The following is a 13651-nucleotide window of genomic DNA, read 5'->3' as shown; positions in this document are numbered from 1 at the left end:
ACGCGTCGTGGCCTTGAACATCGATCGCCGGAGCCTGGTCCTGGGCGGAGCCCTGGGCCTGGCCGCCCTCCTGCGCCCGGCGGGCCGTAGCCTCGCCGCCGAACTGCTCGGCGCCACGGGCTTCACGCACAACGTGGCCAGCGGCGAACCCGGCACGGACTCCATGCTGCTGTGGACCCGCTATGTCCCGGCGACCGACCACAACACGATCCGTCTGGAGGTCGAGGCGGCGCTGGATCCGAGCTTCTCGAAGGTCGTGTCGGGCGGCAGCGTCCGCACCGGCGCCTATCGCGACTGGACAGTGAAGTTCACCGTGCAGGGCCTGAAGCCGGGCACGGTCTACTGGTATCGTTTCGTGGCGCCGGATGGCGGCAAGTCGCCGGTCGGCCGCACCAAGACCCTGCCCGAGGGCGACGTCGCCCGGTTCGGGCTCGGCGTCTTCTCCTGCTCGAATCTGCCCTATGGCTGGTTCAACGCCTACGGTCATGCGGCCGCGCGCCCGGACCTGGATCTGTGGCTGCACACGGGCGACTACATCTATGAATATGGCGCCGCGTCGGTTCGCGAGGGCGATGGGGTCGAGGGCAGGGCGCTGGAGCCGGCCAACGAGATCCTGAGCCTCGCCGACTATCGCCTGCGGTTCGCCTGCTATCGGGCCGATCCCGACCTTCAACGCCTGCACCAGATGGCGCCGATGGTGGCGCTGTGGGACGATCACGAGTCCGCCAACGACAGCTGGGAGGGCGGGGCGCAGAACCACCAGGTGGCGACCGAGGGCGACTGGATTGTCCGCAAGGCCGCGGCCATGCAGGTCTATCGCGAATGGATGCCGGTCTCCGACGAGCCCTGGAAGGCCTATCCGGTCGGAACGCTGGCGACGCTCTATCGAACGGAATCGCGTCTGCTGGGGCGCACCCGCCCCGCCGACATCGCTTCAGCCTTTCGGGCGCCGAACCCCGACGCTGCGCTGAAGGCCTTCCGCGACGGACCGTGGCGAGACTCCTCGGCGACCATGCTCGGTTCGACCCAGGAGGGCTGGCTGGCGCACGCGCTGACGACCAATGCCCGTTCGACGGCCTGGCAGATGGTCGGCATGGGCACGATCATGGGCCGGACGGTAATGCCGCGGGACGCCGTCGGCTGGCTGCGCCCCGAGACAGCCGAGCGCAAGGTGAACGGCTACCGCAACAACGCGCGCGCCGCCCAACTGGGCTTGCCGATGTGGATGGACCGCTGGGACGGCTATCCGGAGGCCCGCTCGCGGCTGCTCAAGTCGGCCCAGCAGGCTGACGCAGATCTCGTCATGCTGTCCGGCGACAGCCACAACGCCTGGGCCTATGGGTTGATGGAGGATGGTCGTCCCGCCGGCGTCGAGTTCGCGGGGCAGGGCGTCACCTCGGGCGGCATGGAAGGCGACATGGCGGCCGACCCCAAGCTGGTCGCCAAGGGCTTCATGGCCGCCAATCCCGAGCTGAAATGGGCGGACACCAGCCAGCGCGGCTACCTCATGGTCGAGATCACGCCCCAGCGGGTGACCGGCGAGTGGCTTTTCCTGCAGACGATCAGGGCTCGCACGACCGCTCTGGCGGGATCGCACCAGATGCGCGTCGAGCGCCGTCGGCGGGTGTTCGCGGGCTAGGCGGCCGCGCCGGGTTAATGATTTTCGAAAATGATTAACCGCGAACCTTGGCTGTTCCTTAGGGCCTGGCTGCGAAAAGCCTCACATCAAGTGTCGTCCACCAAGGGAATGGGCCATGAAATATCCGATCGCGATCGCCGCGGCTTTCGCCGGCAGCCTCATCATCGCTCAAGCCGCTTCGGCCGCTGGCGGTTTCGAAGACCAGATGGGCCGTTGCCTGCAGCAATACGCGAACACCCGCGACGCCGCTCAGGTCATGCTTGAGTGCAACGCCGACGGCGGCAAGCTGTCGGACTGCAAGGTCATCGACAACAGCGCGGCCGGCAAGGGCTTCGACAAGGCCGCCATGTGCATCGCCGAAAAGCTCCCGATGGGCGCCAAGACCGGCGCGGTGAAGGTTCCCTTCCGCTTCCCGGGCGGCGCGTAAGCTTTAGCGCTCACGCAGCCTAAAAACGCCTCCGCTGATCCGTCAGCGGAGGCTTTTTTGTTTCTAGACCGGCTCACTCGCCCCGAAGAACCGGCGCGGGGCGCTGCGACAGGGCCAGGCCGGCCGCGATCAGCCCGCCGGCGGTGGACAGCAAGGCCGCGCCGACCAACAGGATCACGACCCCGCCCCAGTCGACGCTCCAGCTGGCCTCGAAGACCTTGACCACCACGGGCCAGGCGGCGGCGAAACCCAGCAGGACGCCGGCCGCGCCGGCGATCAGCCCCACCGCGCCGTACTCGACGAGGTAGGCGACCAGGATCTGGGTGCGGGTCGCGCCCAGCACCTTCAGCGTGGCGGCTTCGCGCGCACGAGCCCGTGCGCCGGCGGCGATAGCGCCAGCCAGCACCAGCAGACCAGCGAGCCCCGCTACAGCGGCCGCGCCTCGGACCGCCAACGCCAGGCGGTCGAACAGGGCCGCGGCCGCGTCGAGCTGCTCGCGCACGCTGATGACATTGACGCCCGGAAATCGCTCGCCAAGCCGGCGCGTCAAGGTCGCTTCACGGGCGCGATCCAGACGGGCGATGGCCACGCTGCGGAGCTCGGCCCCTTCCAGTGTCGATGGATTGAAGATCAGGGCGAAGTTCGGTCCGAACCCGCCGAAGTCGACCTTTCGCAGCACGCCGATCCGCGCTTCGATCTCGCGACCCAGAACCTGGACGGTGATCGCGTCTCCGATCTTCAGGCCGGCCGCCTCGGCGATCTCGACATTCATGGCGACGAGCGGCGGGCCGGCATAGGTCGGGCTCCACCATTGTCCGGCGACGACGCCCGCGTTCCGGGGCTGGCGCGCGAACAGCGACAGGCTGATGTCATTGTCGAACGCCCATCGTTCCGATGGCTTGATCGTCTTGGCGTCGACCGGCTTGCCCTTCACGGCGACGATCCGGCCGGTGGCGAACGGCATGCGCAGATAGGTCTCTTCGGTTTGCGGACCGGCGACCTCGGCGACCGTGGCGTCGAAGGCGGCGGCCCGGTCGGCGGGGATCTCGGTGAACACCATCGCCGGGGCCGAGCGGGGCGCGACGTCGCTGACCTGGGCCAGCAGCGCCGATTGGATCAGCACCACGCAGGCCAGCAGCGCGACGCCGAGGCCGATGGCGGGGCTGGCGGTGCGCGCGGCCGATCCTGGACCGGCGAGATTGGCCAGGCCCAGCTTGACGGGCCCACGCGTCAGCCTTCGCGTCTGACCGGCGCCCCAGGCCGCTGCCCGACCGAGCGCCGAGAGTAGGCCAAAGGCGATGGCGACGCCCGCGATCATGATCGCGGCCGCCATGGGCGTGGGGGCTGTGACGACCGCGAGGGCCGCGAGCCCCGCGCCCGCGATGACGGCGCCGATCGTCTCCAATCCCAGGGGCAGGCGGGCGCGAGGAGCTCGACGAAACAGGGCCGAAGGCGGCGTGCTGCGCGCACGGGCCAGCGGGAGCAGCGAAAAGGCCATGGCCGCGAGGACGCCGAACAGGCCGGCCTTCGCCAGCGGCCAGGGATAGACCTTGAACAGCGCCGGGATGGGCAGGGACGAGCCGACCAGTTGTCCCAGGGCCAGCGGCGCACCGGCTCCAATCGCCAGCCCGATCGCCACGCCGAAGGACGCCAGTACGCCGATCTGGATCAGGTGCAGGTCGCGGATCAGCCCGCTCTCCGCGCCCAGCGCCTTGAGGACCGCGATCGACGGCTCGCGGGTCGACAGATAGGCCGACACCGCGCCCGCGACACCCAAGCCGCCCGCCACCAGCGAGGCCAGGCCGATGAAGCCGAGGAAGTATTCCAACTGATCGATCAGGCGACGAGCGCCCGGCGCGGCGTCCAGGCGGTCGCGCACGCGGAAGTGCGCTTCCGGGAACGCCGTCTGCATCGCCCGCCCCGTGGCGCGGGGGTCCTGGTTGGCCGGCAGCGCCACCCGGACGGTGCGGCTGGACAGGCCGCCGGGCGCGAGCAGCCCTGACCGCTCGAGAACCTCGCGCCGCACCAGCACGCGCGGCGCCAGCGAGAAGCCACGGGACAGGCCGTCGGGCTCGCCCAGCAGCCGGGCCCGCACGACCAGGGTCATGGAACCGGCTTCGAACCGGTCGCCGACCTTCAGGTGGAGACGATCCATCAAGGCCGGTTCGACCGCGGCGCCGGGCAGGCTATCGTGCTCGGCCAGGGCGGTGGCCAGGTTCGGCGCACCGTCCAGCTTCACGACCCCCGCGAGCGGGAAGCGGTCGTCCACGCCGCGCAGGCTGACCAAGCGGCGATCGCCGCCGGGCGCCTGGGCCATGGCGCGGGCCCCGGCGGCGTAGGTCGTCACGCCCAGGCGATCGATGGCGGCGCGCTCCTTGTCGGTGAAGTCACGGTTTTCAATGGAGAAGGAGAGATCGCCACCCAGGATCTCGCGCGCCTGGCTGGCGAGACCCTGGCGGAAGGCCTCGGCGGTAGAGCCAGCGGCGGCGATGGCGGCCACGCCCAGCGCCAGGCAGGCGAGGAAGATGCGGAATCCCCGCACGCCCGAGCGCAACTCGCGGGCGGCCAGTCGGAAGGCCAAATGGAAGGCGGGCGGCGCCATGCTCAAGCCTGGATCCGGCCGTCGGCCATGCGCACGATACGATCGGCGCGCGTGGCCAGGCTCGGGTCGTGGGTGACCATGACCAGGGCCGATCCAACCTCGGCGACGAGGTTGAACATCAGATCGGCCACCGAGGCGGCGTTGGCGCTGTCCAGATTCCCGGTCGGCTCGTCGGCGAACAACAGGGCGGGGCGCGCGGCCAGGGCGCGGGCGAGGGCCACGCGTTGCTGCTCGCCGCCCGACAGCTGATGAGGATAGTGCGTGAGGCGCTCGGAGAGTCCGACCCGTCCCAGCCAATCGCGCGCGATCGTGATGGCGTCGCGGGTTCCGGCGATCTCCAGCGGCGTGGCGACGTTCTCCTCGGCCGTCATGTTGGGCAGTAGATGGAAGGCCTGGAAGACCAGGGCCGCGCGACCGCGTCGCAAGCGGGCCCGACCGTTCTCGTCCAGCTTGCCTAGGTCCTGGCCGAACAGGCGTACGGTGCCGGAGGTGGGCTCCTCCAGTCCCGCGCCGACCGCGATCAGGGACGACTTGCCCGATCCCGACGGACCGACCACCGCGACGCGCTCTCCCGGTTCAACCACGAGATCCACGCCGCGAAGGATGTTCACGGGGCCGGCGGACGAGGGCAGGGTCAGGGTGACGGCGTGGAGAACCAAGGGGGCGGCGGGCTGGGCGTCGTCGGTCATGGTTCTTCCTGAATCGCCGACCATTGTCGCGGCGGCAGCTAGACTACATAGGAAGGCATGAGCCAGACCGCACAGCGTTTTCCGAGCCGTCGCCGAATTTTGGTGAGCCTTGGTCTGTTGTCCCTGACCGGCGCGGCTCCAAAGCCGCCCGTGGTGACGGTGCTGGGCGATTCCATCACCGCCGGCCTGGGCCTTCCGGCCCGGGACGCCATGCCCGCCCAGTTGCAGACGGCCCTGGCGCGACAAGGCGTGTCGGCGATCGTGCGGGCCGCTGGCGTCTCGGGTGACACCAGCGGCGGCGGGTTGGCGCGGGTCGGTTTCAGCGTCGCCGTCGACACCCGGCTTTGCGTGGTGGCGCTAGGTGGGAACGATCTTCTACAGGGCGTCGAGCCGGCCCAGACCAAGGCCAATTTGCGCGGCATCCTCCAGAAGCTGAAGGCCCGGGGCGTTGGCGTGGTCCTGGTGGGCGTCGGGGCGCCCTCGACCATCGGCGCGGCGTACGCCCGGGACTTCAACGGGATCTATACGGCGCTGGCGCGGGAGTTCTCCGCGCCGCTGTATCCCAATATCCTGGCCGGCGTCGGCGGCAACAAGGCCCTGATGCAAGGGGACGGAATCCATCCCAACGCCGCCGGCGCCAAACGGATCGGCGAGGCCTTGGCGCCGCTGGTGGCCCGGGCGCTAAAGGGCCGGAAGGCCTGAGACCGACGGGAGGCCGCCCGCCGGTCTCCAGCCCGGTTACTTGGCCACCGAGACCTTGAACACCATGGTGTTCTTGTAGGTCTGGCCGGGATCGAGCCGGACCGGCGCGAATTGCGGCTTGTTCGGCGCGTCCGGGAAGTGTTGCGGCTCCAGCGCGATGCCGTCGCCCTGGCGATAGATCTTGCCGCTTTTGCCGATCACTGTGCCGTCGATGAAATTGCCCGCATAGAACTGGATGCCCGGCTCGGCCGAGAGGATCTCCAGGACCCGGCCGCTTTTGGGATCTTCCAGGCGCGCGGCCAGACGCAGGTCGCCGCCAAACTTGCCGTTCAGGACGTAGTTGTGGTCGTAGCCCCGGCCGATGACCATCTGCGGGTCGCGCGCGTCGCGGATGCGCATCCCGACGGCCGTCGGTTTGCGGAAGTCGAAGGCCGTGCCCGCCACCGGGGTGGTGGCGCCGGTGGGGATCAGCTCGCCGTCGACGGGCGAGTAACCGTCGGCGGGAATGGTCAACACATTGCCCATCGCGCCTTCCGCCGCGCCTTCGCCAGCGACGTTGAACAGGGCGTGATTGGTGATGTTGACGATCGTCGGTTTGTCGGTCGTCGCGCCGTAGGTGATGGTCAGCCGGTTCTGTTCATCGAGGGCGTAGGTCGCCGTGGCGGTCAGGGTCCCGGGATAGCCCTCGTCGCCGTCGGGGCTGACATAGCCCATCGTGACCGAGGCGGTCGGACCGGACTTGGTGTCCAGCACCTTCCAGACCACCTTGTCGAAGCCCTTCACGCCGCCGTGCAGGGCGGCGACGCCGTTGTTGTTCAGGGCCAGCTGGTAGGTCTTGCCGTCGAGCGAGAAGCGGCCTTTGCCGATGCGATTGGCGAAGCGGCCGACCGTCGCCCCGAAATAGCTGGCGTTCTTGGCGTAGGCGGCGGCGTCGGAGAAGCCGAGGGCGATGTCGGCGCCCTTGCCGTCGCGGCCCGGCGCGATCAGCGACTGCAAGGTCGCGCCGTAGGTGATCACCGTGGCGCTGACGCCGTGGGCGTTGGTGAGGGTGAAGGCCTCGACCGCTTCGCCCGACGGGATCTGGCCGAACGGCTTACGCGACAGCTCGGCGGCGCCCGCGGTCGTCGCGAGCAAGGTGGCCGCGCCGCATAGGGCGATGCTCTTCAGCTTCATGGTCTTCTCCCTCTTGTTGTTCTGTTCTTCTGTTGGGCCGGCCTATTCGACGAAAGGCGGCGCCACCACGCGTTCGCTGAGCAGGAAGGCGTCGGCGACATGGCGTAGCGGGCTGACGTCGACGTCGCTGGCTCCGTCGGCGATCAGCCGAGCGAATTCGTCATAGAGGCCCGGATATTCGCGATCCGGACCTTCCTGGATCAATTGGCCGTCGATGTAGAGCTTGGCGCCGCCGTGGGTCAGCTTCAGCGCGCCGTCGTCGGTGTCGACCTCGATGTCCCAGCTCTGCGGACCGGTCTGCAGAAAGTCCAGCTCGGCGCGGATCGGCGCGCCGGCGGCGTCGCGGAAGTCGAGCTCGGCCTGGATCGGCGATTGGCGGTTCGACGGCACGTGCAGCACGCCGCGCGACAAGAAGAACGGGCGCGGCAGGATGCGGGTGACGATCGACAGGGCGTTGATGGCCGGGTCGAAGACGCCCAGGCCGCCGGCCTCCCAGATCCAGTCCTGGCCGGGATGCCAGACTCGCACGTCTTCCTTCCAGAAGATCCGCACGGCCCGGACGGCGCGGTCCGCCAGCCAGGCGCGCGCGGGTTCGACGCCGACGGCGTGGCGCGAGTGCCAGGTGGCCTGCAGGGTCAGACTCCGCGCGGCGGCGGCCTGACGGAGATCCTCGACCTCGCTGAGCGTCGCGCCCGGCGGCTTTTCCAGCATCACGTGCTTGCCGGCGGCAAGGGCCAGGTGGGCCAAGGCATGGCGCGGCTGCGGCGGCGTGCAGAGCGCGACCGCGTCGATCGCGACGTCGCTGCCCAGCAGGTCGGCGAGGGCCGTGAAATGCGGGACGCCGTCGAGCTCGGCGTTGCGGCTGACCACGGCGGCCAGCGTGAAGCGCGGATCGGCGGCGATGGCCGGCAGATGCTGGTCGCGGGCGATCTTTCCCAAGCCGACCAGGGCGAGGTGGATAGGCGTCACAGCGACTTCACCACGACCGGACGTTCCGTCGCCTGGGCCAGCACATTGCTGACCGGATAGTGGAACGGCGCGGCCTCGATCTCGAAGACGTCCCCGACCTTGGTCTGGAAGCCCGCCGAGAACGACAGGGTGGCGGTGCCGAAGAAGTGGACGTGCACGTCGCCGGGGCGGCGGAACAGGTCGTACTTGAAATGGTGGTGCTCGAGATTGGCGATCGCGTGAGACATGTTCGCTTCGCCGGACAGGAACGGCTGCTCCCAGGCCACCGCGCCGTCGCGGATGATCCGGCTGGAGCCGCGCACATCGGCCGGCAGAGGGCCGGTCAGCAATTCCGGACCCAAGGCCGCGTTGCGCAGCTTCGAGTGGGCCAGCCACAGGTAGTTGCCGCGCTCGATCACGTGGTCGGAGAATTCGTTGGCCAGGCAGAAGCCCAGCCGATGCGGGGTCCCATCCGCGCCGATCAGATAGACGCCGGCGATCTCGGGCTCCTCGCCGCCGTCCTGGGCGAAAGCCGGGGAGGTGAGGGGCTGGCCCGGACCAATCAGCTGCGAACCGTCGCCCTTGTAGAACCATTCCGGCTGCACGCCGGTCTGGCCGTCAGCCGGCTTGCCGCCTTCGACCCCCATCAGGAACATCCGCATGGAGTCGGTCAGCTGCTCTCCGGATTGAGCGGCCTTGTGCATCTTGTCGCGCCCTTCGGCCGAGCCGAGGTGGGTCAAGCCCGTACCGGTCAGCGCCAGGTGGGCGGGATCCGGATGGTCGATCGGCGCCAGCACGCGGCCCTCCGCCAAGGCGGTGGGGATGTCGATCTCCTCGCCCAGCGCGTGGGACTGAGCGGCTTCAGCGAGCGTGGCGCCCACTCTCACGGCGGCCTGGGCCAGATCGTAGAGCGTGTCGGCGACCTCGACCTTGCGGGCGCGCCCCGCGTCGTCCACGGCCGCCAGCTGGCGATCGCCGCGCGAGGTCTTCAACTGAACGAACCGGAACACCACGGCGAACGACCTTTTTGAAGCTGTATAATAGTCTGACAAATAGCGCGGTGGGCCGCGCTGTCAAATCGCGTTTGAGATGGCCGACGGCGAAATCGGGGCCGACGCGTCGCTGTGTCCGGCTGAACGGCCTCAGTGCGCCGATCGCGGGTCGGATTCATCGTACATTTGAGGCGCGGGGGCAGAACTCATGAGTATGCGGTCCCTTGGCGAATTCGCTTGTTCTCCGACAAATGGTCTCGCTAGAGTCGCGGCAGGCTGGTTTCGCGGCCCGGTTTGATCTCGCAGAAGGAGCGAAGGGCGCGTGTCGAAGGCCAAGGAAGCGGGGCGTGGCGCCGAAGGCGAGCGCGATGAAGGCTTCTCCGGCCGAATCCACGGCTCGATCGCCCGCACCCTGGGGATCGCCATTGTCTCCGGCCAGCATCAGCCGGGCGACGTTCTGAACAACGAGATCGACGCCAGCGAGCAACTGCACGTCTCGCGCAGCGCCTATCGTGAAGCCATCCGCATCCTGGCCGCTAAGGGTCTGGTCGAGAGCCGGCCAAAGACTGGCACCCGTGTCAGCCCGCGTTCGCGCTGGAGCCTCCTGGATCCCGAGGTGCTGGCCTGGTTCTTCGCGTCCGAGCCCAGCGAGGACTTCCTCCGGGAGCTCTACGAGTTGCGGATGATCGTCGAGCCCTCGGCCGCGGCCCTGGCCGCCGAGCGCCGGGACGACGCCCAGCTGGAACGGATGCGGGCCGCGCTGGTCACCATGCAGCACGAGACCCTCGCCACCGAGACCGGGCAGGCCGCCGACCGCGACTTCCACGACACGGTGCTGGAGGCGACTCGCAACGCCCCGCTGTTCACCCTGAGCAGCAGCATCGGCGCGGCGGTGCGCTGGACGACGATCTTCAAGCAGCGCGGCGGCGAGTTGGCGCGCGATCCGATGCCGGACCATTGGAAAGTGTTCGACGCCATCGCCGCCGGTCGGGCGGACCAGGCGCGGCAGGCGATGGAGCGGCTGGTCGGCCTGGCACTGGACGATACGCGCGCCGCGATCGAACGCGGCCACCGGCCTGAATCCTAGTCGGCGGACCGTCGCGAACGTTGATATCGGAGAGAATTTCGCTTCCCGCCGCCTCACCACGATGGGGCGGGCGATGATTGACGCTGGGTGCGGCGAGGTATAGTCAGACAAATACTATAAGCGAAGCGGCGAAGGCCCGAGTCCGCGATCTCGCGCCTCGTCTGATGATCGCAGCTTCCACGTCGTCGTCGTCAAGGATTGTCATGAGCGTTACCCCCGTTCCGCCCCGCGCCCTGCGTTCGCGCGCCTGGTTCGACAATCCCGACAATATCGACATGACCGCGCTCTATCTGGAGCGCTACCTGAACTTCGGACTGTCCCTGGAAGAGCTGCAGTCGGGCCGGCCGATCATCGGCATCGCCCAGACCGGCTCGGACCTGTCGCCCTGCAACCGCCACCATCTGGTCCTGGCCGAACGCGTGCGTGAGGGCATCCGCAGCGCCGGCGGGATCGTGCTGGAGTTTCCGGTCCACCCGATCCAGGAGACCGGCAAGCGCCCCACGGCGGGCCTGGATCGCAATCTTTCGTACCTCGGCCTGGTCGAGCTGCTCTACGGCTATCCGCTGGACGGCGTGGTGCTGACCATTGGTTGCGACAAGACCACGCCGGCCTGCCTGATGGCGGCGGCGACGGTGAACATCCCGGCCATCGCCCTGTCGGTCGGCCCGATGCTGAACGGCTGGCACAAGGGCCAGCGCACCGGTTCGGGCACCATTGTCTGGAAGGCTCGCGAGCTGCTGGCGGGCGGCGAGATCGACAATGCCGGCTTCATCAAGCTGGTGGCCAGTTCGGCCCCGTCGACCGGCTACTGCAACACCATGGGCACGGCCACGACCATGAACTCGCTGACCGAAGCCCTGGGCATGTCGTTGCCCGGCTCGGCCGCGATCCCGGCGCCGTATCGCGACCGCCAGGAGAACGCCTACCGGACGGGCCTGCGCATCGTCGACATGGTGCATGAAGACCTGAAGCCCTCGGACATTCTGAGCCGGGAGGCCTTCCTGAACGCCGTCGTCGTCAATTCGGCGATCGGCGGTTCGACCAACGCTCCGATCCATCTGAACGCCTTGGCGCGCCACGTCGGGGTCGAGCTTTCGATCGACGACTGGCAGCAGAAGGGCGAGCACGTGCCCTTGCTGGTCAACCTGCAGCCGGCCGGCGAATATCTGGGCGAGGACTACTACCGCGCCGGCGGCGTGCCCGCCGTGTTCGGCCAGCTGATCGAGCAGGGCCTGATCAACGAGGACGCCCGCTGCGTCTCGGGGCAGAGCATCGGCGAGCAGTATCGCGGCGCGCAGATCGAGGACGAGGAGGTCATCCGACCGTTCTCGCGGCCGCTGGTCGAGCGCGCCGGCTTCGTCGTCATGCGCGGCAACCTGTTCAACTCGGCGATCATGAAGACCAGCGTGATCGCGCAGGAATTCCGCGACCGCTATCTCTCCAACCCCGACGATCCAGACGCCTTCGAGGGCGACGCCATCGTGTTCGAGGGGCCGGAAGACTACCACCACCGGATCGACGATCCGTCGGTCGGCATCACCGCCAACTCGATCCTGTTCATGCGCGGCGCCGGCCCCATCGGCTATCCGGGCGCGGCCGAGGTCGTGAACATGCGCGCGCCGAATTACCTGATCAAACAGGGCGTGACCCAGCTGCCGTGCATCGGCGACGGACGCCAGTCGGGCACTTCGGGTTCGCCCTCGATCCTGAATGCCTCGCCCGAAGCGGCGGCGGGTGGAGGCCTGGCGCTGCTGAAGAGCGGCGATCGCGTGCGCTTCGACCTGCGCAAGTCTCGCGTCGATGTCCTGGTCTCGCCCGCCGAGATCGTCGAGCGCCGCAAGGCCCTCGAGGCCGCGGGCGGCTTTGCCTACCCGGAAAGCCAGACGCCCTGGCAAGAGATGCAGCGCGCTGTCGTTGGCCAGATGGAGACCGGCGCGGTTCTGGAACCGGCCGTGAAGTATCAGCGCATCGCCCAGACCAAGGGCTTGCCGCGCGACAACCACTAGGCGTCCGGCGACCGGAGCAGAGCGATGGACTTGAACCGCCGATCCCTGCTCGGGGCGTCGACCCTGCTGGCCGCCACGCCGGCGGCGGGCGCGACCAAACCGAAGGGCGTCAAGGCGAGCGCGAAAGCGAAGCCCGTCCTGGCGCCCACGCCGCCAATGGGCTGGAACAGCTGGAACAGCTTCGCCACCACCATCAATGAGGCCCAAACCCTGGAGCAGGCAGGGATCATGGCCCGCGAGCTGCTGCCCGCCGGTTATGACATCCTGACCGTCGACATCCAGTGGTACGAGCCGGGCGCCAGCAGCTACGAGTACGCGGCCAAACCGGTCCCGACGCTGGATGATCACGGCCGGCTGCTGCCCGCTTCGAACCGTTTCCCCTCCAGCGCCGGCGGCACGGGCTTCAAGCCGCTCGCCGATCGCGTCCATGCCCTGGGCCTGCGCTTCGGCGTCCACCTGATGCGTGGCGCGCCCCGCTTGGCGGCCGAGCGGGGATTGAAGGTGCTGGGCACGAACATCCGCGTCGCCGACATCGTCGACAAGCGCAGCGTCTGCTCCTGGAACCCCGACATGTACGGCGTCGACATGAGCAAGCCGGGCGCCCAGGCCTATTACGACAGCGTCTTCGCCCTGCTGGCGTCCTGGGGTGTGGATTTCGTCAAGGTCGATGATCTCTGCCGTCCTTACGACGCACACATGGCCGAGATCGAAGCCATCCATCGCGCCATCGTGCGCTCGGGCCGGCCGATGATCCTCTCGATGTCACCGGGCGAGACCCCGGTGATCCGCGGCGCCCACGCGCGCCGTCATGCCCAGATGTGGCGCATCTCGGACGACTTCTGGGACGACTGGCGGATGCTGGACGCCCAGTTCACGCGCCTGGAAAACTGGTCGCCCTATATCGGCGATGGGGGTTGGCCCGACGCCGACATGCTGCCGCTGGGCCGTCTGGCCTTGGGCGAGCGAGACACCAAGTTCACCGCCGACGAACAGCGCACCCTGATGACCCTTTGGTCGATCGCGCGCTCGCCCCTGATCATGGGCGGCGACCTGCGGCATCTGGACGCCGCCACCAAGGCTCTACTGACGAACCTCGAGGTCATCGCCGTGAACCAGGCCTCGCGCGACAACCGCCCGCACTTCGTCGAGGACGGGATGCGGGTCTGGACCGCGCGGGCGCCGAACGGCGACGCCTACCTCGCCCTGTTCAACACCGGCGGCAAGGCGCGCGAGGTTGGCGTCGACCTAGCCAGTCTCGGTCTGGCGACCTCTGGCGCGGCGCGGGACCTGTGGACCCACGGCGCGCTCGGCGCCGTGTCAGGGCGGTTCTCGGTCAAGCTGCCGGCGCACGGCGCGGGGCTCTATCGCCTGGCCCAAGCCTAGGGC

Annotated in this window: 11 protein-coding genes; 6 read left to right on the top strand and 5 right to left on the bottom strand. The window is 68.8% G+C overall.

What is annotated here, in order from left to right:
* Positions 1-7: 7 nt before the first annotated feature.
* Positions 8-1639, top strand: coding sequence for an alkaline phosphatase D family protein (locus tag AC1RRV_RS09420; protein ID WP_492859360.1), 1632 nt, complete (start codon positions 8-10; stop codon positions 1637-1639).
* Between the two features lie 115 nt (positions 1640-1754).
* Positions 1755-2066 carry a hypothetical protein gene (locus AC1RRV_RS09415; protein ID WP_492859359.1) on the top strand — a complete coding sequence of 104 codons (312 nt, stop codon included), beginning with the start codon at positions 1755-1757 and terminating at the stop codon, positions 2064-2066.
* A 73-nt stretch (positions 2067-2139) separates the two neighbouring features.
* On the opposite strand, the gene AC1RRV_RS09410 is transcribed toward AC1RRV_RS09415, so the two are convergent.
* Positions 2140-4668 carry an ABC transporter permease gene (locus tag AC1RRV_RS09410; RefSeq protein WP_492859358.1) on the bottom strand — a complete coding sequence of 843 codons (2529 nt, stop codon included), beginning with the start codon at positions 4666-4668 and terminating at the stop codon, positions 2140-2142.
* Between the two features lie 2 nt (positions 4669-4670).
* Positions 4671-5357 carry an ABC transporter ATP-binding protein gene (locus tag AC1RRV_RS09405; protein ID WP_492859357.1) on the bottom strand — a complete coding sequence of 229 codons (687 nt, stop codon included), beginning with the start codon at positions 5355-5357 and terminating at the stop codon, positions 4671-4673.
* A gap of 57 nt (positions 5358-5414) precedes the next feature.
* Between AC1RRV_RS09405 and AC1RRV_RS09400 the strand changes: the two genes are divergently transcribed.
* Positions 5415-6059 carry an arylesterase gene (locus AC1RRV_RS09400; protein WP_492859356.1) on the top strand — a complete coding sequence of 215 codons (645 nt, stop codon included), beginning with the start codon at positions 5415-5417 and terminating at the stop codon, positions 6057-6059.
* A gap of 36 nt (positions 6060-6095) precedes the next feature.
* Here AC1RRV_RS09400 and AC1RRV_RS09395 read toward each other — a convergent pair whose 3' ends face one another.
* The 3 genes from AC1RRV_RS09395 to araD1 are packed head-to-tail and all read right to left on the bottom strand — an operon-like array spanning position 6096 to position 9193.
* Positions 6096-7232 (bottom strand): aldose epimerase family protein, encoded by a 1137-nt coding sequence (locus tag AC1RRV_RS09395; protein ID WP_492859355.1) that lies wholly within the window; start codon positions 7230-7232, stop codon positions 6096-6098.
* A 42-nt stretch (positions 7233-7274) separates the two neighbouring features.
* Positions 7275-8201 carry a Gfo/Idh/MocA family protein gene (locus AC1RRV_RS09390; RefSeq protein WP_492859354.1) on the bottom strand — a complete coding sequence of 309 codons (927 nt, stop codon included), beginning with the start codon at positions 8199-8201 and terminating at the stop codon, positions 7275-7277.
* Positions 8198-9193, bottom strand: coding sequence for an AraD1 family protein (gene araD1 / locus AC1RRV_RS09385; RefSeq protein ID WP_492859353.1), 996 nt, complete (start codon positions 9191-9193; stop codon positions 8198-8200). Before araD1 ends, AC1RRV_RS09390 begins: the two co-directional genes overlap by 4 nt.
* Positions 9194-9494: 301 nt before the next feature.
* Here araD1 and AC1RRV_RS09380 point away from each other — a divergent pair, with 301 nt between their 5' ends.
* The 3 genes from AC1RRV_RS09380 to AC1RRV_RS09370 all read left to right on the top strand — a co-directional run bounded on the left by AC1RRV_RS09380 (position 9495) and on the right by AC1RRV_RS09370 (position 13648).
* Positions 9495-10259: a FadR/GntR family transcriptional regulator gene (locus AC1RRV_RS09380; protein WP_492859352.1), complete on the top strand. Its 765-nt coding sequence runs from the start codon at positions 9495-9497 to the stop codon at positions 10257-10259.
* 203 nt (positions 10260-10462) lie between these two features.
* A complete protein-coding gene (locus AC1RRV_RS09375) occupies positions 10463-12265 on the top strand; it encodes an IlvD/Edd family dehydratase (RefSeq protein ID WP_492859351.1) in 1803 nt (600 codons plus the stop codon).
* Between the two features lie 30 nt (positions 12266-12295).
* Positions 12296-13648, top strand: coding sequence for a glycoside hydrolase family 27 protein (locus tag AC1RRV_RS09370; RefSeq protein ID WP_492859350.1), 1353 nt, complete (start codon positions 12296-12298; stop codon positions 13646-13648).
* Positions 13649-13651: the final 3 nt, after the last annotated feature.

The organism is Caulobacter sp. GW821-FHT11E10, assembly GCF_058808375.1.
Note: the sequence above shows the minus strand (reverse complement) of the source record. Positions and strands in the feature narration are given on the sequence as shown.

Excerpts from the sequence above, each read along its gene's own strand:
- AC1RRV_RS09415 (WP_492859359.1), top strand. The coding sequence starts at position 1,755 with ATGAAATATCCGATCGCGATCGCCGCGGCTTTCGCCGGCAGCCTCATC.
- AC1RRV_RS09410 (WP_492859358.1), bottom strand. The coding sequence starts at position 4,668 with ATGGCGCCGCCCGCCTTCCATTTGGCCTTCCGACTGGCCGCCCGCGAG.
- AC1RRV_RS09405 (WP_492859357.1), bottom strand. The coding sequence starts at position 5,357 with ATGACCGACGACGCCCAGCCCGCCGCCCCCTTGGTTCTCCACGCCGTC.
- AC1RRV_RS09400 (WP_492859356.1), top strand. The coding sequence starts at position 5,415 with ATGAGCCAGACCGCACAGCGTTTTCCGAGCCGTCGCCGAATTTTGGTG.
- AC1RRV_RS09395 (WP_492859355.1), bottom strand. The coding sequence starts at position 7,232 with ATGAAGCTGAAGAGCATCGCCCTATGCGGCGCGGCCACCTTGCTCGCG.
- AC1RRV_RS09375 (WP_492859351.1), top strand. The coding sequence starts at position 10,463 with ATGAGCGTTACCCCCGTTCCGCCCCGCGCCCTGCGTTCGCGCGCCTGG.